Consider the following 24993-nt stretch of genomic DNA (forward strand, 5'->3'; position numbering starts at 1 on the left):
CGGCCGCCCCGGCCACCTTCCACCACCCCCCACGCGAGGCACCCCACCACTGAGCCGCATGCCAAGGAGCACCCGCATGTCCTCGCACCACGCCCAACTCCCCCTGTCCAGAAGGGGGTTCCTGATCACGAGCGGCGGAGCCGCGGCCGCGCTCGCTCTCACGTCGAGCCCCGCGAAGGCCGCCCCGGCCGGCGGCAGGCGTCCGTTCGGGCGGTTCGGATCACCGTCCGCCCGGCTCACCCCGCAGACCCTCTACGTCGACCCGGGGGGCCGCGGTGACCACACCACCGTCAAGGACGCCGTCACCGCCGCCACCGGCAGCGGCTGGACGCTCGTCCTCGCGCCCGGCACCTACCGGGAGACGGTCGCCGTCGACGTCACCCGCACCGAGGCCACCTGGATCGGCGCCTCCGAGGACCCCGCGGACGTCGTGATCGTCTACGACAACGCGGCCGGCACCGCCAAGCCCGGCGGCGGCACCTACGGCACCACCGGGTCGGCCACCACCACCGTGCAGGCCGACGGCTTCACCGCCCGCTGGATCACCTTCGCCAACGACTGGCTGCGCGCCGACCACCCCGAGATCACCGGCACCCAGGCCGTGGCCATCAAGGTCCAGGGCGACCGCTCCGCCTTCCACCACTGCCGCTTCCTCGGCCACCAGGACACCCTGTACGCCGACTCGATCGCCCTGACCTCCTTCGCCCGCCAGTACTTCGCGCACTGCTACGCCGAGGGCGACGTCGACTTCGTCTTCGGCCGGGCCACCGCCGTCTACGAGAACTGCCACTTCCGCACCCTGAACCGGACCGACCTGGCGGCGGCGCCCTACGGCTTCGTGTTCGCGCCCTCGACGGCGGGCGCCAACCCGCGCGGATACCTGGTCAGCAGAAGCCGCGTCAGCAGCGAAGCCCCGGACACCTTCTACAAGTTGGCCCGTCCGTGGGTGCCGAGCTCCGACACGACGGCGAAGCCGAGTCTCACCGTCCGCGACACCTGGCTCGGCTCCGGCATCGACGCGGTCGCCCCCTACACCAACATGTCGGACGCCTTCCCCTGGCAGAGCCAGCGCTTCGCCGAGTACCGCAACACCGGCCCCGGCGCGAAGGTCACGGTCCCCGAGAACCGGCCCCAACTCACCCGCGAGCAGGCCGAGTCGGCGACCCGGGAGGACTACCTCGGCGACTGGCATCCCTGGAAGGAGACGTGCTGATGCGCAGACGAACTCTTCTCGCGGCCGGTTTCGGACTCGCCGTGGCCGGAGCGTCCCCCGCCTCCGCGACCAAAGGCCACCGCGTCCTCCACGTCCGCCCCGGCGACTCCGTCCAGGCCGCCGTCGACGCGGTCACCGGCCCCGGCTGGACGATCGTCGTGCACCCGGGGACCTATCGCGAGGTCGTCGACATCCCCGCCGACAAGGCGGAGTTGACCGTACGCGGCGCTACCAGCGACCCCCGTGACGTGGTCATCGTGTACGACAACGCCAACGGCACCCAGAAGCCCGACGGTTCGGGCACCTACGGCACCGCGGGCTCCGCCACCTTCACCTCCGCGGCCCCCGGCCTGACCGTCCGCGACCTCACCCTCGCCAACGACTGGCTGCGCGCCGACCACCCCGACATCACCGGCACCCAGGCGGTCGCCGCCTACACCTACGGCGACCGCACCCACTTCGAGAACGTCCGCCTCCTGGCGCACCAGGACACGCTCTTCGTCGAGACGACCGCGCTCACCTCCTTCGACCGGCAGTACTTCCACCGCTGCCACATCGAGGGCGACGTCGACTTCGTCTTCGGCCGGGCCACCGCCGTCTTCGAGGAGTGCCACTTCCACACCCTCCAGCGGGACGTGACCTTCACCCCCAAGGGCATGGTCTTCGCCCCCTCCACCGCCCGCGCCAACCCGTACGGCATCCTCGCCGTCCGCTCCCGCATCACCTCGGGCGCGGAGGACGGGGCGTACAAGCTGGCACGGCCCTGGGTGCCGACGTACGAGACGACCGCCTGGCCGTCCCTCGTCGTCCGGGACACCTGGATCGGGCCGGGGACCGACCCGGTGGCGCCGTACACCGACATGCGGGAGCAGTACCCCTGGCAGACGATGCGCTTCAGGGAATACGGCAACTCCGGTCCGGGCGCGGTGGTCCCGGTGCCGGAGAACCGGCCTCAACTCACCTCGGCGGAAGCCAAGTTGCACACCAAGCGCACCTACCTCGGCGACTGGCGGCCCCGTGCGTAGGGCGGCCGCCGCCCTCCTCGCCGGCGCGTGTCTGCTCGGGGCCGCGCCGCAGGCCTCCATAACGGATCGAGGTCCTGTGGGCTGGGCCTCCATGGGCACAGGAACCACCGGCGGGGCGGGCGGCACCACCTGGACCGTGCACACCCGCGCCGAGCTCAAGGAAGCCCTCGCGGGCGCCGGCGACCCCACCGCACCCAAGGTGATCCGCGTCGTCGGCGACATCAACGGCCATGAGTCGGACGACGGTTCACTGCTCGGCGAGCAGGACTACGCGCCCGGATACGACCTGGCCAAGTACATGTCCTGCTTCGGCGAGGACGGCACCACCTGGTCCGACACCCGCCACGACTACTGCAGGCAGCAGCGACAGCTCCGCCAGACCGGCTCCAACAAGGAGAAGGCGCAGATCCAGCTGACCGTGCCGAGCAACACGACACTCGTCGGCGTCGGCGGGGACGCCCGGCTCCTCGGCGTCTTCCTGACGGTCAACACGGGCACCAACATCGTCGTACGGAACCTTCGACTCGAAGCCCCCGTCGACCACTTCACCAGCTGGTCGCCCGACGACGGCACCCAGGGCAACTGGAACGCCCGCTTCGACGCCATGACCGTCATCACCGGCAAGAACATCTGGGTCGACCACTGCACCTTCACCGACGGCCGTTTCCCGGACCGCGAGGCCCCCGTCGGCTTCCACGCCGAGCACGTCCAACGGCACGACGGGCTCCTGGACATCGAGGACGGCTCCGACTTCGTCACCGTCTCCGACAGCCGGTTCACCGGCCACGACAAGGCGCTGCTCATCGGGTCGGGCGACGGACGCGGCGACCGCGACCGCGGGCACCTCAAGGTGACCTTCCTGCGCAACCTCTTCACCGACATCGTGCAGCGCGGACCCCGTGTCCGCTTCGGACAGGTGCACGTCGTCAACAACGTGTACGTGTCCCGGGGCCGCGCTCCCCTCTACGCCCTGGGCGTCGGCGTCGAGTCGGCCCTCTACTCCGAGCGCAACGTGTTCCGGTACGAGGCGAGCCTCGCCGTCTACGGAGGCGAGCACTTCCACGACACCGGCTCCTGGACCAACGGCCGCCCGGCCCGCCTGAACACGGTGGCCGCCGGACTCGGACTGACCGACGACGTGGGCTGGGACCCGGCCGACGTCTATGACTACCGGCCGCTCACCTCCGCCGCGGCGGTCGAGCACCACGTCCTGACGCACGTCGGCACCGGGAGGCAGTATGAGCGGCCATGACGCCTTCGGGCGGCGGGCATTCGTGGTGGGCGCCGGAGCGGCCGTGCTCGCCGGGGGAGCGGTGAGCCCCGCGGAGGCCGGGGTCGTGGACGGCCCGCTGCCCGACTTCTACCCGGCGCTCAAGAACCGGCTGAACTTCCCCCTGGCCTGGGGGACTTCACCGGTCCGCGACTTCAGGACCTGGCGGCGCACGGCCCGCGCCAAGGTCGAGGAACACCTCCTCGTCGACCGCGAGAACGGCACACCGTACGGCGCCGAATTCCTCGCAGGTCCCCAAGTCAACGGCTACACACGGGAGTTGGTCACCCTCTCCCTCACCCGCCACGAGCGCGTCCGGGCCGCCCTGCTGACCCCGCAGGGGCCCGGACCGTTCCCCGCCGTGCTGCTGCTCCACGACCATGGGGCGAAGTTCGACATCGGCAAGGAGAAGCTGGTCCGGCCCTGGTACGACGACACCCGGCTCGCCTCCGCGCAGGCATGGGCCGACAAGTACTTCAGCGGCCGGTTCGTCGGCGACGAGCTCGCCCGGCGTGGCTATGTCGTCCTGTGCGCGGACGCGCTCGGCTGGGGCGACCGCGGGCCGATCGCCTACGACCAACAGCAGGCCCTGGCAAGCAACTTCTACAACCTGGGCTCCTCGCTCGCCGGGCTCATGGCCCGCGAGGACGCCCGTGCCGCCGACTTCCTCGCCGGTCTCGACCGGGTGGACGCCCGCCGGGTCGTGGCCGTCGGGTTCTCCATGGGCGCCTACCGTGCCTGGCAGACCGCCGCGTTGACCGACCGCGTCGCGGCCACGGCGTCCGTCTGCTGGATGACCGGCGTCAAGGAAATGATGGTGCCCGGCAACAACACCCTGCGCGGGCAGTCGTCGTACTACATGCTCCACCCCGGGCTTCCCCGGTTCCTCGACTTCCCCGACGTGGCGAGCATCGCCGCACCCAGGCCGATGCTCTTCTTCAACGGCGGGCTCGACCCGCTGTTCCCCGCCGACGGCGTACAGGTCGCGTACGACAAGCTGCGCGCCGTCTGGCACTCCCGTCACGTCGAGGAGCGGTTGCACCTGAAGACCTGGCCCGACCTCGGCCATGTCTTCGTCGACCGGATGCAGGACGAGGTCTTCAGCTGGCTCGACACCGTCCTGTGAACCATCCGTCCTGTGGAACATCCCCCCACCCGCACACGAAGGGACCCGCACTCCATGTCTCGTCGTACCGCCCTCATCGCCACGGCAGCTCTCGCCCTCGGCTCAGGTCTCGCCGTACTCCCCACCCAGGCCCAGGCCGCGACGGTGGTCGTCAGCAACTCCACCGACCTGTCCAACGCCATCAAGAACGCCACCGCCGGCACCGTCATCCAGGTCCGCGGCGGCACCTACTACCCGACGGCCACCCTCCAGTCCACGGCCAACGGCACCTCCTCCGCGCCGATCACGCTCACCGCGTACGGCTCGGAGACCGTGAAGATCGACGGGTCCTCGCTGCCCGACGGCGACTGGATCTTCAAGCTGACCGTCGACTACTGGAACGTCTCCAACATGACCTTCCAGAACTCCCCGGACAGCGCGGTCGTCTGCCAGTCCTGCACCGGCACGGTCTGGAACAACATCAAGACCATCAACGGCGGTGACTCCGGCTTCACGCTCACCGGCGACGGCACCGTGAACAACACCGTGAAGAACATCGACAGTTACGGCAACTACGACGCCGTGAACCACGGCGAGAACGCCGACGGTGTCGCCGTGAAGTTCGGCTCCGGCACCGGCAACCTGATCACCGGGGCCCGCCTCTACAACAACTCGGACGACGGGATCGACTTCTGGTCGTTCTCCTCGCCGGTCACCATCGAGCACACCTGGTCGATGGGCAACGGCGTCAACCGCTGGTCCGACTCGGCCTTCGCGGGCGACGGCAACGGCTACAAGCTGGGCGGCGACGGCGAGGTCGTCGCACACGTCGTCAACAACTCCGCCGCCTGGGGCAACGCCGGCAACGGCTTCACCGAGAACTCCAACACCGGCGCGATCGTCATCAATCGCACCACCGCCTACGCCAACAGCAAGTGGGGCTACTACTTCGCCACCAGCTCCGCCAAGCTCGGCAAGAACCTCGCGGTGAGCAACGGCAGCGGCTCGGTGAGCAAGGGCTCGTCGGTCACCTCGGCCGGCAACAACTGGGACAGCGGGATCAGCACCCCCGCCTTCAAGTCGACGGACGCCTCGACGACGTACAACGCCCGCAGCTCCAGCGGCACCCTGCCCGCCACCACGTTCCTGACGACGGGCAGCACCACCATCGGCGCGACCATGAACTGACCCGCCTGCCCCCATGCCGGGGCGCTTGACCCGCTTTTTACCGGGCGGGTCTCGCGCCCGACATGGTGACGCGCGTAGAACGTCTGTCATGCATAAGCCATTGCGTATCGCAGCCGTCACCGCGGCGTGTGCCGTCGCCGCCGGTGCCCTCTACGGCGCCGGGGCGGCCACCGCCGGCCAGTCCACGGCGAACTCCACGCACGAGCCCTACAACATCGGGCTCCTGGTCAAGGACATCGACACCTACTACGGCACCACGGCCGACGCGAACGGTGTCTACCAGGCGTCCGCCACCAGCCCCTACGCCAAGGACCTGGCCTCCCTCGACAAGGCCGCGAGGAAGTACATCGACCAGGCCGCCCGCAAGTCCCACCACAAGGGCGAGAAGCCCGCGGTCGTCTTCGACATCGACGACACGCTGCTGCTCAGCCTCGACTACGAGAAGCGCTACAACTACACGTACAACTCGGCCACTTGGGCGGCCTATGTCAACAAGGCCGACCGCCCGGCCGTCTTCGGCAGCCCCGAGCTCGTGCAGTACGCCGAGTCCAAGGGCGTCGAGGTCTTCTACAACTCCGGTCTGAGCGAGGCCCAGCGCTCCGCCGCGGTCGAGAACCTGAAGAAGATCGGCGCCGATGTGAACCTCGACGCCGACCACATGTTCCTCAAGAACACCGCCAACCCGCCGTCGTACCTGAGCGGTTGCGCGACCGCGGGCACCTGGACCTGCACCACCGTGCAGTACAAGTCCGGTACCCGGGGGCACATCGAGAAGGACCTCGGGTACGAGATCATCGCCAACTTCGGCGACCAGTACTCGGATCTCGACGGCGGCTACGCCGACAAGACGTACAAGCTGCCCAACCCGACGTACTTCGTCAGCTAGTTCAGCACCTGGTTACCGTTCAGCATTTTGTCCTGCGAGGAACCCCAGGGCTTCAGCCCTGGGGTTCCTCGCATCCGGAGTGTTACGAGTGGGAAACAGCACGTCAATCGATGAGTGGGCGATGAGAAGCAGCGAAAGTTCCGGCTGTTTTCGTTGAGGCGCGGCAACCTGATGCGGCCCCGGCGGCGACTGCAGGGCGTCCCCGTCACCAAGGAAAGGAACGCCCCGTGCGTCACAGCACCGGACGCCACCGCAGGACCCGTACGCTCTCCATCGCCGCGGCGGTCGCCGTCGCCGCGGGCGCGGCCGGCGTCCACCTCGGCCTCTCGGGCGGCGGCGCCGAAGCCGCGGCCTCGACGGTCACCGTCACCAGCACCGCTCAGCTGGAGTCGGCGGTGGCGGCCGCGACCGCCGGTACGACCATCCAGGTCCGCGCCGGTACGTACACCCCGTCCGCCACCCTCAAGTCCACGGCCGACGGCACGAGTTCGGCGCGGATCACGCTCCAGGCGTACGGCAGCGAGAAGGTCAAGATCGACGGGTCCAAGCTGCCCGCCGGGTCCTGGCTGGCCGGGATCTACGGCGACTACTGGACCGTCCAGAACCTCACCTTCCAGAACTCCCCGGCCCAGGGCTTCGTCGCCACCTCGTCGGTCGGCGGTGTCTTCAAGAACCTCGTCACCGCGAACAACGGGGACTCCGGGTTCACCCTGCGCGGCGACGGCACCAGCGGCAACCTCGTGCAGAACCTGGACAGTTACGGCAACTACGACCCGGCCGGGCACGGGCAGAACGCCGACGGGATCGCCGTGAAGTTCGGCTCCGGGACCGGCAACAGGATCACGGGCGCACGTCTGTACAACAACTCGGATGACGGGATCGACCTCTGGCAGTTCTCCTCGCCGGTCACCATCGAGCACAGCTGGGCCTTCGGCAACGGCAAGAACCGGTGGGGGGACAGCGCGTTCGAGGGCAACGGCAACGGGTTCAAGCTGGGCGGCGGGGGCGTCACGGTGGCGCATGTCGTCAACAACAACGCGGCCTGGGACAACACGCTGAACGGGTTCACCGAGAACTCCAACACCGGGGCGATCGCGCTGAACCGCAACACGGCGTACTCCAACGCCGAGGCCGGTTTCTACTTCGCCACGGGCAAGGCCCGGCTGGCCCGGAACCTGGCGGTGAGCAACAAGGGCGGTCTGTCCAAGCTGGGTTCGTCCACCGTGTCCGCGGCGAACAACTGGGACAGCGGTGTCGCCACGCCGGCCTTCAAGTCCGTGGACGCGACCACGGCGTACGGCGCGCGCACGTCGGACGGTTCGCTGCCCGCGACGACCTTCCTGACCACCGGCTCGACCACCATCGGCACGACGATGAACTGAGCGGAGAAGCGACGAAACGCCCCGCCTGTCGTCACAGGCGGGGCGTTCCTCGTGCCGGCCGAGGGGGGCTCTGACCGGCAACTGCTGGCCGAGGGGGGCTCAGGCCAGCAGGTCCACGCAGTCGAACGACGTGCCCGCGCTGAGGTAGGCACTGCCGCCCGAGCCGCTCACGATGTTGAGCTTCAGGACGTTGTACTGGGACGTGTCGGTCATCCAGGCACTACTAGGGACGTTGAAGGTGAACGAATGGTTGTTCCCCCGGTACGAACCCGTGGTGAGGGAGCGCGTGTCGGGTTGCGTGGGGGCCGTGGGGATGGCCGAAACCCAGTCGTTCACCGTCACCCGGGGACGGCCGTTGGCGAAGGCGTCCGTGACCCCGACCCGCAGCGTGTGCGCGGCCGCCGCCTGCGCCGCCGTCAGCTTGAAGTAGATCAGGATGCCGTCGTTGACGTCCTTCCACATGTACGCCGGGAAGGACGCCGCCTCGCTGCCGCTGCCGATCGTGACGTTGCCGGTCCACTTGGCCGCGCGGCCGTCGGAGGGGTGCGCGTACGTCATCAGCTCGGCGTTCTTGAACTCGCCGGGCGTGCCGTCCCAGTCGCCCAGCCGCCAGACGGTCTTCGCGGTGGACGGGTCACCGGTGATGCTCAAGGAGTGCAGCGTCGTCGCACCGCGAGCGGTCACCTTCACCGAGGCGGTGTGCACGGCGAGTTCGCCCTTGTGGACGGTCAGGGTGTACGTCCCCGGCAGCATCCCCTTGCAGGAGAACGCGCCCGTGCCCGCCGCGGCCTTCGCCCAGTACTGCGCGTCCGCGTTGGCGAAGCCCACGGTGTACGGGTACTTGGCGTCCATGCCCTTCAGGCCGACGCCCGCCACCTTGCCGCGGCCGGACGCGCCGACCCAGCCGGTGATGCCGAGGCCGTCCACCCAGCCCGTGTCGAGGCTGCCGTGGGAGAGCGAGGACGACGGAGCGCCGCCGTCGGTGAAGGAGAGGACGTACGGGCCTTGTAGGCCGAAACGTTCCGCCTCGGTCTGGGCCTCGTTGTAGTGCAGGATCTCGTAGAGTCCCGCGCCCTTGTCGTTCGAGTGTCGCAGCAGCGAGCGGTAGAAGGGGCCGCCGGAGGCCTTCTCGTGGTTGGAGCGCACCAGCCAGAGGCCGACCGAGCCGGTGGTGAAGCCGACATGGTCGTAGTCGATCGTCCGCTTGCCCGAGTAGTGCTTGGAGCGGGTCGTGCCGTCCGCGCGCTTCCACACGTCACCGGCCTCGATGATCTCGTCCGAGGTCTCGATCCAGCTGTCCGAGCCCGTGTTGGGGAACATTCCGGGCTTGAGGCGGACGATGTAGCGGGTCGCGGTGAAGGAGGCGTCCTTCTTGTCCGTCCAGAGGTAGACGTTGTTCTGGCCGCTGCGGGCCGCGTACCACTGGGTGATCGCGCCGTGCACGACCTTGATCAGGATGACCGACCCGGACTGCTCGACGGTGACCGTGGAGGCCCCGAGCCCCGACTCGACGTGCGAGTTCTTGCCGCCGTACCCCTGGTACTCCGTGCCCTTGTAGACCAGGGAGGTGAGGTCGCCGGTCGACTTGGAGACCTTGAAGATCAGGGAGCCTCCGGTGTTGACGACGTAGTTCTTGCCGTCGTCCGAGTAGCCGAAGGTCGCTGCCGAGGCGGTCGAGAGAAGACCGGTGCCTGCCGCGACGGCGGCACCGGTGGCGGCCACGCCGAGGGCGGAGGCGCTGAGCACCCGGCGGCGGGTGAGGGGTCTCTTGTGCGTGCTCAAGGGGGAGTGCTCCGTCATCAGGGGGGATCGTGCACCCAGTAAGTTGGCGCTGATGAGGAAAGGGTTGCCGCGCTGACGGAGTCTTTACGAATCGCCTGCGTCGGCGTCGTCGCCCTGCGCGGCGAAGCCGCCCTTCACGGTGAGCTCGTCGGACTTCGTGGTCGCCGTCGCCGTATAGCTGTCGTCCTTGGCGTCCCGGCCGCCGCGCTCGTGGTTGTACTGCCCGGCGAACACCCATTCGCCCGCCGCGACCGTACGGCCCTCCTTGAGCACCCAGGTGTAGACGAGGAAGCCGTCCTTCTCGGTGACCGTCAGCGTGAAGTCGTCCTCGGGCAGCGAACGCCAGGCGCCCGCGCTGGTGACGCCGCCGGTCTGCGCGATCTTCAACTCGACGGTGAGCGAGGTCAGTTGCTCGGAGGTCTTGAAGGTCAGATCGCTCTGGGCCCAGAACTCGTTGCTGTGCGGGTCGACCGAACCGTCCGACCACAGCGGGCCGTCCTCGGTGCCGGAGGCCTGCACCTCGGTGGAGGGGCTCGGTGTGCGCGAGGGCGTGCTGCTGGGCTTCTCGGTCTTCCGCGTGGGGGTGGGGCTCGGGGTCGGTTCGGCCGGCGGGGCGGGGGCGCGGCTCGTCGCGTCGGGCGACGGAGTGGGCGTCCCCGTGGAGGCGACCGACGTCTGCGCGGGCGTCTCGTCCTTCACCGCGGAGGCCACCGCGTAGCCTCCGAGGCCCAGCACACAGGCGACCGCGGCCGTCGCGCTCACCACCCGCACCCAGCCGTAGACCGGCGGCCGGGTCGCCCGGTGGTCGGGACGGGTCTGCTCACTCATGCCACGCTGGACCCGGGCCAGGATCCGCTCGCGGTTCGGCTCGTGCGCCTCGGCCGCGTCCTGCAGCCGGGCGCGCAGTTCGCCGTGCACGTCCCGCTGCATGGTCATCGGTCCCTTCCTCCGGCGTCACCGGTGCGCGCCATCGCGGCGTGCACCCTCAGCGGAGTGTTCTGAGTGCCGAGCAGTCGTTGCAGCTCGGCCATCCCCTTCGAGGTCTGGCTCTTAACCGTACCGACAGACACACCCAGGGCCAGCGCGGTGTCCTTCTCCGAGAGATCGAACGCGTGCCGCAGCACGACACACGCCCGTTTGCGGAACGGCAGCCTGCGCAGAGCTTCCCGGACGTCGACCACGCCCGCCACGTCCGGGTTCTCGACCTTCTCCTCGCGTTGGGACCAGAACAGGGCTACGCGCCGGCGCTCACGGACCGCGCTGCGGATACGGGTACGGGCCAGGTTGGCGACCACCCCGCGCGCGTACGCCGCCGGATGGTCGGCGGCGCGCACCCGGTCCCAGCGGTGCCACAGCGCCAGCAGCGCGTCCGCGGCCAGGTCGTCGGCGGCGTCCGGCTCGCCGGTCAACAGATGGGCGAGGCGGGACAGTTCGGCGTAGTGGCGCTCGAAGAAGGCATGGAACTCCACGGAGGCGGCGTCGTCGACGACTGTGCCCACGGGCTCCCTCTCCCTTGTGCGTCATGTGAATGACATGTGATCGTCCGGGGGTGACCGGGCGGAGATCCGGAAGCGTAGCAGTGATCGATTACGTGTTCTCGTACGGGTCTTCGAACGATGTGTGACGGGGCGACCCCCGAATCCGTAACACGGAGAAAACCTGAAGCGCGTTCAACACAGGAACAATCCAGCCAGCATCCGCACACCGATCATTCAGGCCACAAGGAGCAACGACCATGTCCGTCGACCAGTACTTCAGGATCTCCGAGCGGGGGTCCAGCTTCGCCCGGGAGATACGCGGCGGCTTCGCCACCTTCTTCACGATGGCCTACATCCTTGTCCTGAATCCGATCATCCTGGGCAGCGCCAAGGACAAGTTCGGACACCAGTTGGATGCCGTGCAGTTGACCACCGCGACGGCTCTGGTGGCCGCGGTGATGACCATCGTCATGGGCGTGGGCGGGAACCTGCCGCTGGCTCTCGCCGCCGGACTCGGGCTGAACGCCGTCGTGGCCTTCCAGATCGCCCCGCTGATGAGCTGGGACGACGCGATGGGCCTGGTGGTCCTCGAAGGCCTGCTGATCTGCGTACTGGTGATGACCGGTCTGCGGGAGGCCGTCATGCACGCCATCCCGCAACCGCTCAAGCAGGCGATCAGCGTCGGGATCGGGCTGTTCATCGCGTTCATCGGCTTCGTCGACGCCGGGTTCGTGAGCCGTATCCCGGACGCCGCGAACACCACCGTGCCGGTGCAGCTGGGCGGTACCGGTGCGCTCACCGGCTGGCCGATCCTCGTGTTCTGCCTCGGGGTCCTGCTGACGATCGGGCTGCTCGCCCGCAAGGTCAAGGGCGCGATCCTCATCAGCATCGTGACCATGACGATCCTCGCGATGGTCATCAACTCCATCGCCGACATCAAGTCCTGGGGCCTGACGACACCGGCGTGGCCCGACAAGGTCGTCGACACCCCTGACTTCGGGCTGATCGGTCACTTCAGCCTGTTCGGTTCCTTCAGCGCGCCGGGCGTCGGTGTGATCACCGTCGTCCTGCTGATCTTCACGCTGATCCTGTCCGACTTCTTCGACACCATGGGCACGGTCGTCGGCATCAGCGCGGAGGCCGGGCTGCTCGACGAGGAGGGGAAGGTGCCCAACCTCGGGCGGGTGCTGCTGATCGACGGAGCGGCGGCGGTCGCCGGTGGTGCCGCGTCGGCTTCCTCGGCGACGTCGTACATCGAGTCGGCGGCGGGTGTCGGTGAGGGCTCGCGCACCGGCTTCTCGAACCTGATCACCGGTGGACTGTTCGGCCTGGCACTGTTCCTGACCCCGCTGCTCACGATCGTTCCGCTCCAGGCCGCCGCGCCCGCCCTGGTCGCCGTCGGCTTCCTGATGATGACCCAGGTCAAGCACATCGACTGGGACAAGTACGACATCGCGATCCCGGCGTTCCTGACCATCGCCGTGATGCCGTTCACCTACTCGATCACGAACGGCATCGGGGCCGGTTTCCTGGCCTACGTCGTGATCAAGGTCGTGCTCGGCAAGGCGAAGGAGATCCACTGGCTGCTGTGGGGGACGTCGGCGTTGTTCCTGATCTACTTCGCGATCGACCCGATCGAGCAGATCCTCGGCGTCAAGTAACCACCGGGAACCGTCAGTTCTTGAGGGCCGCCTCCATCATGGCCTTGGCCACGGGGGCGGCCAACCCGTTGCCGCTCACCTCCGAGCGGGCCGCGTCGGACTGCTCCACCATCACCGCCACGGCGACTTCCTTGCCGTCGGTCTTTCCGTAGGACGTGAACCACGCGTACGGCGTCTTGCTGTTGTTCTCGCCGTGCTGGGCCGTGCCCGTCTTGCCGCCCACCGTGACGCCGTCGATCTGCGCGTTGGTGCCGGTGCCGTCCTGGATCACCGACTGCATCGCCGACTGGAGTTGCTCCGCGGTCTCGGAGCTGACGATCTGCTGGGTGCTCGCCTCGTCGTCGTAGTTCTTCAGGACATCGCCGCCGCTGTCGGTGATCGTGGAGACCATGTGCGGCGAGACCAGCTTGCCGCCGTTGGCTATGGCCGCGGAGACCATGGCCATCTGGAGCGGGGTGGCGGTGACGTCGTACTGGCCGATGCCGGTCAGGGCCGTGGAGGACTTGTTCATGTCGGAGGGGTAGACGCTGGTGTACGCCCGCACCGGCACGTCCTGCTGGTCGTCGTTGAAGCCGAACTTCTCGGCCATCGCCTTGACCTTGTCCTGGCCGAGGTCCACGGCCATCTTCGCGAAGACGGTGTTGCAGGAGTACTCCAGCGCGACCCGGATCGAGGCGTTCTCGCAGGGCGCCGAGGCGCTCTCGTTGCCCAGCTTCGTCACCGTGCCCGGCAGGGTGTACGGGTCCGGGCTGTCGGTCTTGTCGTCCACCGAGGAGTACAGGCCGTCCTCCAGCGCGGCGGCCGCCACCACCAGCTTGAAGGTCGAGCCCGGCGGCAGCGGCTGCCGCAGCGCGCGGTTGGTCAGCGGCTTGTCGGAGTCCGCGGTGAGCTGCTTCCAGGCACTGCCCGCGGTGTTGGCGTCGGTCAGCGAGGACGGCTCGTACGACGGTGTCGACACGACCGCCAGGATCTTGCCGGTCGTCGGGTCGATCGCGACGGCCGCGCCCTTCTTGTCGCCGAGGGCGTCGTACGCCGCCTTCTGCACGGCCGGATCGATCGTCGTGATCACATCACCGGGCTCCGCCCGCTGGTTGGTGACCGTGTCCATCACGGTCTTCAGCCGACTGTCCGTGCCGTTGAGGAGGTCGGCGTAGATGCCCTCCAGCTGCGTCGGGGCGTAGGCCTGCGAGGCATAGCCCGTCACCGCCGCGTACAGCTTGCCGTTCGTGTACGTCCGCTTGTACGCGAGGTCGCTGTCCGTCGTCTTCTCGGACCCCGTGACCGCCTTTCCGGCCACGATGATGTTCCCGAGCGGCGAGGAGTACGTCTCGATCGCGTTCCGTCGGTTGTCGTTGTCGTCCGCGAGTGCCTGGCCCTCGTAGAACTGCACCCAGGTCGCCCGGATCAGCAGAGCGAACACCAGGAGCAGCGCGAAGACCGATGCGCGCCTGATCGTCTTGTTCATCCCACTCGGAAGACGATCAGGGCGGATCGAATCGTTCCCATGAGTCCGCTTTTCTCATGGGACGCTCATCTACGACGGTGTCAGGCGTCCAGGGTGAGCACGACCTCGGCGATCTCCGCGCCGCGCGCGTTGGCGTACCCGGAGGCCCGGGCGGTCACCCGGAACCCGCACTTCTCCAGGACGCGCAGGGAACCCGCGTTGTCGGCGGCCGCGCGGGCGTACAGGGGACGCTCGGGCACCTGGGCGACGAGCTCGCGCAGTGCCGCCGTGGCGATACCCCGCCCCCAGTAGGCGCGGTCGATCCAGTACGTCACCTCGCGCTCGCCGGGCTCGCCGTACACCGCCGCGCTGCCCACCACGTCCCCGTCCACCAGGATCGTGCGCTGCACGTCGTCCGTGGCCCGGATCCGTTTCCAGTGGGCGTCGAAGGCGTCCCGGTCGGCCGGATCCTTCGGGGTGAAGGCCGCCATGCGCAGGGACTCTGGATCGTTCATCTGCCGGAAGAAGACCGGCAGATCGCTGTCGTGGACCTCTCGGAGCGCGATCTGCATGCGTCAGAGCGTAGGGCCTGTCCGGCGGATCATGCGTCGTCGCGGGGGCACCTGGGTTGCCGAGGCGCCGTTGCCTGACGCCGGCCTGATCCGCCGGACAGACCCCAGGGCCTGGTCGCCGGATCGGGCCGTCCGCGAGCAACGGTGGCTCAGCGGTCCGGCACGCCGGGGCCTGGCAGGAGTCGGCGACCGGCGGCGATGCGGCTGAGGTGTGCCCTTCCCGGGGAGTGTGCGCGGGGCCCCGCGACGCCGACAGGGTTCGCCGGACGGGTCCGAGGGGCCCCAGGTCTCAGAGCCTGCGGGTGGCCAGGGTCAGCCGGTCCCGCGCGTCGAACAGCGCGTCCTTCACCATCTGTTCGTGGGCCGGGGTCAGCCGCGCCACCGGCACCGAGCAACTGATCGCGTCCCGCGCGGGCGTGCGGTAGGGGATCGCCACGCCGAAGCAGCGCAGGCCCAGGGTGTTCTCCTCGCGGTCCACGGAGAAGCCCTGCTCGCGGATCTGGTGCAGCTCCTCGATGAGCTTCTCGCGGTCGGTGATCGTGTGTTCGGTGAGCGCAGGCAGGGTCTCCGGCAGCATCTTGCGGACCTGCTCGTCGGAGTAGGTGCTCAGCAGCGCCTTGCCGAGGGACGTGGAGTGGGCGGGGAGGCGGCGGCCGACCCTGGTGAAGGGCCGCAGGTAGTGCTGGGACTGGCGGGTGGCGAGGTAGACGACGTTCGTGCCGTCCAGACGCGCGAGGTGGATGGTCTCGGTGGTGTCGTCGGAGAGCCGGTCCAGGGTCGGCCGGGCCGCCGCGACCACCTCGTCGCCGTCGATGTAGGAGGTGCCGACGAGCAGCGCCCGCACCCCGATGCCGTACCGCGTTCCCGTCGCGTCCGTCTCCACCCAGCCCAGCTCCACCAGCGTGCGCAGCAGCATGTAGAGGCTGGACTTCGGGTATCCGACGGCCTCCTGGACCGCCGCGAGGGAGTGCATGCCGGGGCGCCCGGCGAAGTATTCGAGCAGTTCAACCGTCCGTACCGCGGACTTGACCTGTGCTCCGCCGCCCGTCTCGCCTGCCGACATCGCCCTTGACCCCTTCGTTGGACGAGAAATAGTCTCCAACAGCATATTCACCATCAGGGACGGCGTTCAGTATATCGAACGGTCCTGGTGGCTGACCCAGATACATGTGGAGGGACCCGCGGTGGCAGCAGCACCAGTCTGGAGTGTCGACCCCCGAACCGGGAAGCAGCGCGAACAGGTTGCGGTGGAGGCCACAGCCCAGGAAGTGGACGCCGCCGTCCGCGCCGCGCACGACGCGCGCGCCTCCCTCGCCGACCGCACCGTCCGTGCGGCCTTCCTGCGGACCGCCGCCGACCGGCTTCAGGCCGCCAAGGACCAGCTCGTCGAGGCCGCCGACGCGGAGACCGCGCTCGGCCCGGTCCGGCTGACCGGAGAGCTCGCCCGCACCAGCTACCAGCTGCGGGCCTTCGCGGACATCGTCGACGAGGGCGACTTCCTCGGCGTGGTGATCAACCACCCCGACGACACCGCGACCCCGCCGATCCCGGACCTGCGCCGCTACAAGGTGCCGCTGGGTGTCGTGGCCGTCTATTCGGCCTCGAACTTCCCCTTCGCCTTCTCGGTCGCCGGCGGCGACACCGCGAGCGCCCTCGCGGCCGGCAACCCCGTCGTCGTCAAGGCTCACCCGGACCACCCGGCGCTGTCCGAGCTGGTCGCGGCGGTGCTGCGGCGGGCCGCCTCCGAGCACGGCATCCCCGCCGGTGTGGTCGGCCTGCTGCACGGCTTCGAGGCGGGCATCGAGCTGATCAAGCACCCGCTGGTCGCCGCGGCCGGGTTCACCGGCTCGGTGAAGGGCGGCCGCGCCCTGTTCGACGCGGCGGCCGCGCGGCCGGTGCCGATCCCGTTCCACGGCGAGCTGGGCTCGCTGAACCCCGTCGTGATCACCGAGGAGGCGGCCGCCGAGCGAGCGGAGGCCATCGGTGCCGGGCTCGCGGGTTCCATGACCCTCGGCGTCGGCCAGTTCTGCGTGAAGCCGGGCCTGGTCCTTGTGCCCTCCGGCGCGGCGGGCGACGGCCTGGTGAAGTCCCTGACCGATGCCGTCAGCGACACCGACGCGGGCGTCCTCCTCGACCACCGCATGCGGGACAACTTCGTCGCCGGGGTCGCCGAGCGCGCGAAGCTCCCCGAGGTCGACTCGCCGGTGACGCCCGGAGCGGGCGGCGAGCACACGGTGAGCGCCGGCTTCCTCACGGTGGCGGCGGAGAAGCTGACCACCGAGGGGGCGTACGACCTGCTCCTGGAGGAGTGCTTCGGCCCGGTGACCGTGGTGGCCCGCTACGAGGACGACGACCAGGCGCGGTCCGTGCTGTCCCGGCTCCCGGGCAACCTCACCGCGACGGTCCACCTGTCGACGCGGGAGGCCGCGGGCGAGGGGCGTGGCGCCGAGATCCTGGCGGAGCTCACCCCGCTCGCCGGCCGTGTCCTGGTGAACGGCTGGCCGACGGGCGTGGCGGTGGCCCCGGCCCAGCAGCACGGCGGCCCGTACCCGGCGACGACGTCCACGTCGACCTCGGTCGGCGGTACGGCGATCGAGCGCTGGCTGCGGCCGGTGGCCTACCAGAACGCGCCGGAGGCCCTGCTGCCGCCGGAGCTGCGGGACGACAACCCCCAGGGCCTGCCCCGCCGCTTCAACAACCACCTGGAGCGCTAAGGCCTGTCGGCGGATCAGGCCGGCTGTAAGAAACCGCGCGGTTGGGCATGCCCAGGCTCCGCGACGCCGGCATGATCCGCCGGACAGGTCGTAGGCACCCCGGGGTCACCCGCGGAGAGGGAACTGGAAAACTCTCAGGATGGATGTCGAACTTCCCGAACTTCCGTTCCCTCTCCGTACCTACGGCCCGGACGGACACTGGGCCTACGAGGACGGATTCCTCTCCGGATGGGCCGGCCCCCGGCAGGACCGTTTCGTACCGCCCACCGGCGAGGCCGTGGACCCCGCCTCCGACGCCCCACGCCTCCTCGGAGCCCCCGAGGGCGACTTCCAGCTGATAGCCCGCGTCACCGTCGGCTTCAACGCGTCCTTCGACGCAGGGGTGTTGTACGTCCATGTCGGCGAACGGGCCTGGGCCAAACTGTGCCTGGAGAACTCCCCGACCGTAGCGACCGTCTGCACGGTAGTCACCCGGGGCCACTCCGACGACTGCAACTCCTTCACGGTGGACGGCAGTTCGGTCTGGCTCCGGATCAGCCGCACCGGCCGCGCCTTCGCCTTCCACGCCTCCCGCGACGGCAAGCACTGGACCTTCGTCCGCCTCTTCACCCTCGGCGACGAGAAGGAGACCGGCGCGGCCCTGATCGGCTTCATGACCCAGTCCCCGATGGGCGAGGGCTGCGTGGTGACCTACGACCACATCGAGTTCAGACCGACCTGGCCGGACGACCTGCGAGACGGAAGCTGAGCCCGTCCGTCGGTACCCCGGCCCGCGGTCGGCCCCGGGAATGGAACCCGCTGCTTGAATGTTCACCCACTGAGCGGAGGGAGTCTCCGTAGCCGTCCGACCTGGAGAGAGCCGTAGACATGCGCGTCGAGATCTGGAGCGACATCGCCTGCCCTTGGTGCTACGTGGGCAAGGCCCGCTTCGAGAAGGCGCTGGAGGTCTTTCCGCACCGGGACGGGGTCGAGGTGGTGCACCGGTCCTTCGAGCTTGATCCGGGGCGGGCCAAGGGGGACGTGCAGCCCGTTCTCGCCATGCTGAGCAAGAAGTACGGCATGAGTGAGGCGCAGGCCCAGGCCGGGGAGGAGAACCTCGGGGCGCAGGCCGCGGCCGAGGGGCTCGACTACCGCACCCGTGACCGTGACCACGGCAACACCTTCGACCTGCACCGGCTGCTCCACCTCGCCAAGGAGAAGGGAAGGCAGGACGAGCTCGTCCAGATCTTCTACCGGGCCAACTTCGCCGAGGAGCGTTCCCTGTTCACCGAGGGCGACGAGCGGCTCGTGGAGCTCGCCGTCGAGGCCGGTCTCGACGCCGGTGAGGTCCGCAAGGTGCTCGCCGACCCCACCGCCTACGCCGACGAGGTCCGCGCCGACGAGCGCGAGGCCGCCGAGCTCGGCGCGAACGGCGTCCCCTTCTTCGTCCTGGACCGCAAGTACGGCGTCTCCGGCGCCCAGCCCGCCGAGGTCTTCACCCAGGCCCTCACCCAGGCCTGGGGCAACCGCTCCCCGCTGCAGCTGATCGACCAGAACGACGCCGGCGCCGAGGCCTGCGGCCCCGACGGGTGCGCCGTACCGCGGCAGGACTGACAAACGCGCAGGTCGGCGCGGACATATAAGCGTTCCTTGGCGGAACCACGTAGAAAATCGCAATGGACCGACAGGTCTCCTGGCCCCACAGTGGACCCATGGAGACCTTCGAGAGCCTCGTCCGTGCCGAGTTCGCCCCGAAGAACACCTATCTCAACACCGCGAGCAGCGGTCTGCTCCCCGCCCGTACCGTGACCGCGCTCCAGGAGGCCGCGCTGATCCGTGCCGAGGGCAGGCCGCTGGATCCGCTGTTCCAGGACGTGGAGGCGGCCCGTGCCGCGTTCGCGAGGCTCTCCGGTGTGCCGGTCACCCGGGTCGCGGCCGGTACGTCCGTGTCCACCTACTCCGGGCTGGTCGCCGCCTCGCTGCCGCCCGGTGCCGAAGTCCTCACCGCCGAGGACGACTTCAGCTCCGTCGTGAACCCCTTCCACACCCGCGGCGACCTCAAGGTCCGCGCCCTGCCACTGGAACGGCTCGCCGAGTCCGTCCGCCCCGGCACCGCCCTCGTCGCGGTCAGCGCCGCCCAGTCCGCCGACGGCCGGATCGCCGACCTGCCCGCCCTGCGCGAGGCCGCGAGGGCACACGGCGCCCGCACCTACGTCGACTTCTCGCAGGCCGCGGGCTGGCTCCCGGTGGACGCGCAGTCGTACGACTACACCGTCTCGACCACCTTCAAGTGGCTGCTCGGCCCGCACGGCGCTGCCTTCCTCGTCGTGCCGGCGGAATCCGAGGGCTTCGGCGATCTGAAGCCGGTGCTCGCCGGCTGGGTCTCGGGGGAGATCCCGAAGGACAGCTGCTACGGCCCGGTCGCCGAACCGGCGCACTCCGCCCGGCGGTTCGACATCAGCCCGGCCCTGTTCACCTACGCGGGGACGCGTCATTCCCTTGAACTCCTGGAGGAACTCGGGGTGGACGCCGTACGCGCCCACGACCTCGCCCTCGCGGACCGCTTCCGAGCGGGACTCGCCGACCTCGGCCACGTCCCCCTGTCGGCCCCCGGCTCACCGATCGTGTCCGTGCCCGGACTCGGCCACCGCCAGCCCGAGTTGAGCGCCGCCGGGATCGAGGTCTCCGACCGGGCGGGCAACCTGCGCGCCTCCTTCCATCTCTACAACACGGCCGCCGATGTCGACCGGCTTCTCGACGCCTTGACTCCCTGAAGGCTCCCTGAAGGCTTTCGAACCGAACGCCTGTCTTCCAGAACCACTGGCGCCGGGCCGCCCGGGACGCTAGGAAGGGCACCAAGGGGTGGTGGTGCCGTGGAGTCCACGGACGGGACGACGTCCGTACAGCAACCCGCAGACGCGGAATTGCACCGGCGGCTGGTGTACGGCGACGAGTCCGCGCTGGCCGAGGCGTACGGGGTGTACGGCGGGCTGGTGCGGGCGGTCGCCGTGCGCGTGACCCGCAGCCGGGCCGCGGCTGAGGACGTCGCGCAGGAGGTCTTCGCACAGCTGTGGAGCAGGCCGTACGCCTTCGACGCGCGACGCGGCAGCCTGCGCACCTGGCTGTCGGTGCTCGCGCACCGGCGGGCCGTCGACTGGGTGCGCAGCGAGGCCCGGCACCGCAAGGACGCCCTCGCCGACGACCTGGCGCTGCACGCCATCCCGGACGCCTCTCCCGGCCCCGCCGAGGCGGTCGTCGACCGGGAACGTTCGATCCTGCTGCACTCCGCCCTCGCCGAACTCCCGCAGCCGCAGCGGGAGGTGGTGCACCTCGCCTACTTCGCGGGCCGCACCTACCGGCAGGCCGCCGTCGAACTCGGCATCCCCGAGGGCACCGCGAAGACCCGTCTGCGCACCGCGCTGCGCACCTTGGCCGAGACATTGGCGGACCCACCGGACCCGGCGCTGGAAAGAGGCGCATGATGACGACAGGAGGATGGACGACAGGGGCATGGTGACGGCAGGGGCATGATGGCGGGAGACTCATGACGGCAACGGAGACCTGACGGCCTCCGAGGCGTGACGGCGACAGGGGAACACAGGGAAAGGGGGCATCCGGTGACCGATCACGACGGCGTACGAGACCTGCTGGCCGCCTGGGCCTTCGGCGCCCTGGAACCGGCCGAGGAGCGCACGGTCCCACCGCACCTGGCCGAGTGCCACAGCTGCGCGGCGGAGGCGGAACGGCTGCGCGAGACCGTACGACTGCTGGACGTGCAGCCACCCGAGCCGGCCCGCGCGACGCACGACGGCGTCCAGGCATCCCCCCTCGACGCCCTTCTCACCCGCGCCCGGCACACCCGCCCCGCCCCGCCCCGCGTGGCCCGGCACGCCGCCCCCTACGCGGCCGCCGTCGCCGGACTCAAGGCGCTGCTGCCCGAGATGGCGGGTCGCTGGTCCACCCCGGTCGTGCACGACTGGGACGTGCACGCCACCGTCGCCCATCTGCTCGCCGCCGACGAACACCTCGCCGTACGGCTGGGGTTGGCCGCCCGGGTGCCCGGCGCGCGCATCGACGAGGACGCGGACTGGGCGGACGCCTGGGACCGGCGTACCGCCGAGGTGATCGCCCACGAGTACGGCCGTACGCCCGAGGAGACCGTCGCCGACTGGTCCGCGCAGTCGGCCGCGCTGCTCGGCACCGCGCATGCCCGTGACCCCGAACTCGCCGCCGGGACCACGCTGTTGATGGGGATCAGGCTGCCCGTCACCGAGCACTTCCTGGTGCGGGCCTTCGAGGCGTGGATCCACACCGACGACCTCGGACGCGCCCTGGGCATGCCCGTACCCCCGCCGCCCGAGGCGCACCTGGGGCAGCTGGTGCGGCTGGCCGTGCGGATCCTCGGGGCGGCCCTGGGGGCCGGGGCACCGCCCGTGCTGTTCGCGGTGAGGGGCGGCGAGCAGTGGGTGCTGGGATCGGACGGCGATCCCGTGGCCGCCGAACTCACCCTGGATCCCGTGGACTTCTGCCTGCTGGTCGGCGGACGTTACGCGCCGCACGCCGTCCCCCGGAACGCCACGGGCGACGCGGCCGCCGTACGGAACGTACTGGAGCGGGCCGCGTCGCTGTCGTGGCTGTGAGGGTCACTTCACCGGTGTGAAGTCCCTCGCGCCGATGAACTCAGGACGCCGTACGGGAGCCGCGAACGGCTCGACGGCCTGGTTCTCCACGCTGTTGAACACGATGAACACGTTGCTGCGCGGGAACGGCGTGATGTTGTCCCCGGAGCCGTGCATGCAGTTGCAGTCGAACCAGGTCGCCGAACCGGCCTTGCCCGTGAACAGCTTGATGCCGTACTCGGACGCCATCCCGGTCAGCGCCTCGTCCGACGGCGTGCCCGCGTCCTGCATCTGGAGGGACTTCTTGTAGTTGTCCTTCGGAGTGGCCCCCGCGCACCCGAGGAAGGTGCGGTGCGACCCCGGCATGATCATGAGGCCGCCGTTGGTGTCGTAGTTCTCGGTCAGCGCGATCGAGACGGACACCGTCCGCATGTTGGGCAGGCCGTCCTCGGCGTGCCAGGTCTCGAAGTCGGAGTGCCAGTAGAAGCCGCTGGCCCCGAAACCGGGCTTGACGTTGATCCGCGACTGGTGGACGTAGACGTCCGAGCCGAGGATCTGCCGGGCCCGCCCGACGACCCGCTCGTCGCGCACCAGCTTCGCGAACACCTCGCTGATCCTGTGCACTTCGAAGACGGAGCGGATCTCCTTGGACTGCGGCTCGATGATGGAGCGTTCGTCCGCGCGGATCTCCGGAGCGCTGATGAGCCGCTCCAACTCGCGCTGGTAGACGGCGACTTCGTCGGGGCCGACGATCTGGTCGACGGCGAGGAAGCCGTCGCGCTCGAACGACTCCAGCTCGGCCGTGGCGATCGGTCCCGGCGTGCCGGGCGCCGACCAGACGACCGGGTCCTTACGGGGGGTCGACACCTCGGTGGCGCCGCGGCTGGGGTAGAGATCGGTGACGGTGGTCATGCGGTCACACCTCCTCGGGTTCGGTGAGGTCAGGTTCGGTGAGCAACGGGTAGACACCGTTCTCGTCGTGGTCCTCCCGGCCGGTCACGGGCGGGTTGAACACACAGATGCAGCGGAAGTCCTCCTTGACCCGCAGTGTGTGCCGCTCGTGGCCGTCCAGGAGGTACATGGTCCCGGGCGTGATCGAGTGGGTCCGCCCGCTCTCGTGGTCGGTCAGCTCGGCCTCGCCCTCGACGCAGACGACGGCCTCGATGTGGTTCGCGTACCACATCGACGTCTCCGTACCCGCGTACAGGATCGTCTCGTGCAGCGAGAAGCCGACCCGCTCCTTGGCGAGCACGATGCGTTTGCTCTCCCAGGTGCCGGACGCGGACCTCACATGCCGGTCGGTGCCTTCGATGTCCTTGAACGAACGGACGATCACGGTGCTGCGATACCTCCTGGATAGATGTGTCTCTCAGACGGATTCTGAGACGGTTTCCCGGACGGCACGGGCGAGGATGCTCAGCCCCTCGTCCAGTTCCTCGGGGGTGATCGTGAGTGCCGGAAGCAGCTTCACGACCTCGCCCTCGGGGCCCGACGTCTCGATGAGCAGCCCGAGTTCGAAGGCGCGGTGCGCCACCTTCCCGGCGCGCTCCTTGTCGTGGAACTCCATGCCCCACACGAGCCCCCGCCCGCGGTACTCCTTCACGTCGGCCAGGTTCTCCTCGGTGATGGAGATGAGCCCCTGCTCGACCTGCTCACCGCGCTTGCGGGTCTGCTTCTCCATCGCGGACCCGTCCGCCCAGTACTGCTGCAGGGTGGCGGTGGCCGTGACGAAGGCGGGGTTGTTGCCGCGGAAGGTGCCGTTGTGCTCGCCCGGCTCCCAGATGTCCAGCTCCGGCTTGAACAGGCAGAGGGACATGGGAAGGCCGTAGCCGCTGATGGACTTGGACACGGTGACGATGTCCGGCGTGATACCCGCCTCCTCGAACGAGAAGAAGGCGCCCGTCCGTCCGCAGCCCATCTGGATGTCGTCGACGATGAGCAGCATGTCCTGGCGCTCGCACAGCTCGGCGAGCGCCTTGAGCCACTCCTTGCGGGCCACGTTGATGCCGCCCTCGCCCTGCACCGTCTCGACGATCACGGCGGCCGGCTTGTTGAGTCCGGAGCCCTGGTCCTCCAGGAGCCGCTCGAACCACAGGAAGTCCTCGACGGTGCCGTCGAAGTAGTTGTCGAACGGCATGGGAGTGCCGTGGACGAGCGGGATCCCGGCGCCGGCCCGCTTGAAGGCGTTCCCGGTGACGGCGAGGGAGCCCAGGGACATCCCGTGGAAGGCGTTGGTGAAGGACACGATGGCCTCGCGCCCCTTGACCTTCCGGGCCAGCTTGAGCGCCGACTCCACGGCGTTCGTGCCGGTCGGGCCCGGGAACATGACCTTGTACGGCAGGTCGCGCGGCCGCAGGATGTGGTCCTGGAAGGCCTGCAGGAAGGCCCGCTTGGCGGTGGTCGACATGTCGAGCCCGTGCGTGACGCCGTCCCGCTCCAGGTAGTCGATCAACGCCCGTTTCAGCACGGGGTTGTTGTGGCCGTAGTTCAGTGAACCGGCGCCGGCGAAGAAGTCCAGGTACTCGTGGCCGTCCTCGTCGTACATGCGGCTGCCCTGCGCGCGGTCGAAGACGGTGGGCCAGCCGCGGCAGTAGCTGCGCACCTCGGACTCGAGGGTCTCGAAGACGCTGAGGTCGGGCTGGGTGATGGTCACGACGAATCGCTCCTAGGGTGCG

General features: G+C 69.4%; 23 protein-coding genes. 14 read left to right on the forward strand and 9 right to left on the reverse strand.

The genetic code is table 11. From position 1 onward, the window contains the following. The first annotated feature begins 76 nt into the window (after positions 1–76). The 7 genes from ACI2L1_RS23630 to ACI2L1_RS23660 all read left to right on the forward strand — a co-directional run bounded on the left by ACI2L1_RS23630 (position 77) and on the right by ACI2L1_RS23660 (position 8069). On the forward strand, positions 77–1213 hold the full coding sequence (locus ACI2L1_RS23630; RefSeq protein ID WP_404741331.1) for a pectinesterase family protein: 1137 nt from the start codon (positions 77–79) through the stop codon (positions 1211–1213). After that, positions 1213–2238 (forward strand): pectinesterase family protein, encoded by a 1026-nt coding sequence (locus ACI2L1_RS23635; protein WP_404741332.1) that lies wholly within the window; start codon positions 1213–1215, stop codon positions 2236–2238. Before ACI2L1_RS23630 ends, ACI2L1_RS23635 begins: the two co-directional genes overlap by 1 nt. Before the next feature lie 91 nt (positions 2239–2329). Further along, entirely contained in the window at positions 2330–3490 is a 1161-nt protein-coding gene (locus ACI2L1_RS23640) for a polysaccharide lyase family 1 protein (RefSeq protein ID WP_404741333.1), read from the forward strand. Then, a complete protein-coding gene (locus ACI2L1_RS23645) occupies positions 3477–4634 on the forward strand; it encodes a dienelactone hydrolase family protein (RefSeq protein ID WP_404741334.1) in 1158 nt (385 codons plus the stop codon). The genes ACI2L1_RS23640 and ACI2L1_RS23645 overlap by 14 nt, the downstream gene beginning before the upstream one ends. A gap of 54 nt (positions 4635–4688) precedes the next feature. Beyond that, positions 4689–5801 carry a chondroitinase-B domain-containing protein gene (locus tag ACI2L1_RS23650; protein ID WP_404741335.1) on the forward strand — a complete coding sequence of 371 codons (1113 nt, stop codon included), beginning with the start codon at positions 4689–4691 and terminating at the stop codon, positions 5799–5801. Positions 5802–5889: 88 nt separating this feature from the next. Further along, on the forward strand, positions 5890–6687 hold the full coding sequence (locus ACI2L1_RS23655) for an HAD family acid phosphatase (protein WP_404741336.1): 798 nt from the start codon (positions 5890–5892) through the stop codon (positions 6685–6687). 227 nt (positions 6688–6914) lie between these two features. Beyond that, positions 6915–8069: a right-handed parallel beta-helix repeat-containing protein gene (locus tag ACI2L1_RS23660; protein WP_404741337.1), complete on the forward strand. Its 1155-nt coding sequence runs from the start codon at positions 6915–6917 to the stop codon at positions 8067–8069. 99 nt (positions 8070–8168) lie between these two features. Here ACI2L1_RS23660 and ACI2L1_RS23665 read toward each other — a convergent pair whose 3' ends face one another. From ACI2L1_RS23665 to ACI2L1_RS23675, 3 genes are all read right to left on the reverse strand, one after another. Next, the gene (locus ACI2L1_RS23665) at positions 8169–9851 is read right to left on the reverse strand and encodes a rhamnogalacturonan lyase B N-terminal domain-containing protein (protein ID WP_404741338.1); all 1683 of its coding nucleotides are present in this window, start codon (positions 9849–9851) and stop codon (positions 8169–8171) included. Between the two features lie 84 nt (positions 9852–9935). Further along, positions 9936–10787 (reverse strand): hypothetical protein, encoded by an 852-nt coding sequence (locus ACI2L1_RS23670; RefSeq protein ID WP_404741339.1) that lies wholly within the window; start codon positions 10785–10787, stop codon positions 9936–9938. Beyond that, a complete protein-coding gene (locus ACI2L1_RS23675; protein ID WP_404741340.1) occupies positions 10784–11350 on the reverse strand; it encodes a SigE family RNA polymerase sigma factor in 567 nt (188 codons plus the stop codon). Before ACI2L1_RS23675 ends, ACI2L1_RS23670 begins: the two co-directional genes overlap by 4 nt. Positions 11351–11586: 236 nt before the next feature. On the opposite strand from ACI2L1_RS23675, the gene ACI2L1_RS23680 reads away from it, so the two are divergent. Continuing rightward, complete coding sequence (locus ACI2L1_RS23680; protein WP_404741341.1) at positions 11587–12990, forward strand: NCS2 family permease; 1404 nt, start codon at positions 11587–11589, stop codon at positions 12988–12990. 13 nt (positions 12991–13003) lie between these two features. Here the strand turns inward: ACI2L1_RS23680 and ACI2L1_RS23685 are convergent, their stop codons facing one another. The 3 genes from ACI2L1_RS23685 to ACI2L1_RS23695 all read right to left on the reverse strand — a co-directional run bounded on the left by ACI2L1_RS23685 (position 13004) and on the right by ACI2L1_RS23695 (position 16069). Further along, positions 13004–14455 carry a peptidoglycan D,D-transpeptidase FtsI family protein gene (locus ACI2L1_RS23685; protein ID WP_404741342.1) on the reverse strand — a complete coding sequence of 484 codons (1452 nt, stop codon included), beginning with the start codon at positions 14453–14455 and terminating at the stop codon, positions 13004–13006. 80 nt (positions 14456–14535) lie between these two features. Further along, on the reverse strand, positions 14536–15006 hold the full coding sequence (locus tag ACI2L1_RS23690) for a GNAT family N-acetyltransferase (protein ID WP_404741343.1): 471 nt from the start codon (positions 15004–15006) through the stop codon (positions 14536–14538). Positions 15007–15295: 289 nt separating this feature from the next. Beyond that, a complete protein-coding gene (locus tag ACI2L1_RS23695; protein WP_030612680.1) occupies positions 15296–16069 on the reverse strand; it encodes an IclR family transcriptional regulator in 774 nt (257 codons plus the stop codon). 121 nt (positions 16070–16190) lie between these two features. Here ACI2L1_RS23695 and ACI2L1_RS23700 point away from each other — a divergent pair, with 121 nt between their 5' ends. The 6 genes from ACI2L1_RS23700 to ACI2L1_RS23725 all read left to right on the forward strand — a co-directional run bounded on the left by ACI2L1_RS23700 (position 16191) and on the right by ACI2L1_RS23725 (position 22339). Continuing rightward, positions 16191–17720 carry an aldehyde dehydrogenase (NADP(+)) gene (locus ACI2L1_RS23700; RefSeq protein WP_404741344.1) on the forward strand — a complete coding sequence of 510 codons (1530 nt, stop codon included), beginning with the start codon at positions 16191–16193 and terminating at the stop codon, positions 17718–17720. 139 nt (positions 17721–17859) lie between these two features. Continuing rightward, positions 17860–18468 (forward strand): DUF1349 domain-containing protein, encoded by a 609-nt coding sequence (locus ACI2L1_RS23705; protein WP_404741345.1) that lies wholly within the window; start codon positions 17860–17862, stop codon positions 18466–18468. 119 nt (positions 18469–18587) lie between these two features. Beyond that, complete coding sequence (locus ACI2L1_RS23710) at positions 18588–19313, forward strand: DsbA family oxidoreductase (RefSeq protein ID WP_404741346.1); 726 nt, start codon at positions 18588–18590, stop codon at positions 19311–19313. A 98-nt stretch (positions 19314–19411) separates the two neighbouring features. Beyond that, on the forward strand, positions 19412–20473 hold the full coding sequence (locus ACI2L1_RS23715) for an aminotransferase class V-fold PLP-dependent enzyme (protein ID WP_404741347.1): 1062 nt from the start codon (positions 19412–19414) through the stop codon (positions 20471–20473). A gap of 99 nt (positions 20474–20572) precedes the next feature. After that, complete coding sequence (locus ACI2L1_RS23720; RefSeq protein ID WP_404741348.1) at positions 20573–21181, forward strand: RNA polymerase sigma factor; 609 nt, start codon at positions 20573–20575, stop codon at positions 21179–21181. Between the two features lie 135 nt (positions 21182–21316). Beyond that, the gene (locus ACI2L1_RS23725) at positions 21317–22339 is read left to right on the forward strand and encodes a maleylpyruvate isomerase family mycothiol-dependent enzyme (protein ID WP_404741349.1); all 1023 of its coding nucleotides are present in this window, start codon (positions 21317–21319) and stop codon (positions 22337–22339) included. A 3-nt stretch (positions 22340–22342) separates the two neighbouring features. Here the strand turns inward: ACI2L1_RS23725 and thpD are convergent, their stop codons facing one another. Genes thpD through ectB form a run of 3 tightly spaced genes read right to left on the reverse strand, consistent with a single transcriptional unit; the run spans position 22343 to position 24971 of the window. Continuing rightward, a complete protein-coding gene (gene thpD / locus ACI2L1_RS23730; protein ID WP_404741350.1) occupies positions 22343–23230 on the reverse strand; it encodes an ectoine hydroxylase in 888 nt (295 codons plus the stop codon). Positions 23231–23234: 4 nt separating this feature from the next. Beyond that, positions 23235–23654 carry an ectoine synthase gene (locus ACI2L1_RS23735; RefSeq protein ID WP_404741351.1) on the reverse strand — a complete coding sequence of 140 codons (420 nt, stop codon included), beginning with the start codon at positions 23652–23654 and terminating at the stop codon, positions 23235–23237. 33 nt (positions 23655–23687) lie between these two features. Continuing rightward, a complete protein-coding gene (gene ectB, locus ACI2L1_RS23740) occupies positions 23688–24971 on the reverse strand; it encodes a diaminobutyrate--2-oxoglutarate transaminase (RefSeq protein WP_404741352.1) in 1284 nt (427 codons plus the stop codon). Between the last annotated feature and the right edge of the window lie 22 nt (positions 24972–24993).

The sequence above is a fragment of the Streptomyces sp. NPDC019531 genome (genome assembly GCF_044903305.1).
In the GTDB taxonomy this organism is placed as follows: domain Bacteria; phylum Actinomycetota; class Actinomycetes; order Streptomycetales; family Streptomycetaceae; genus Streptomyces.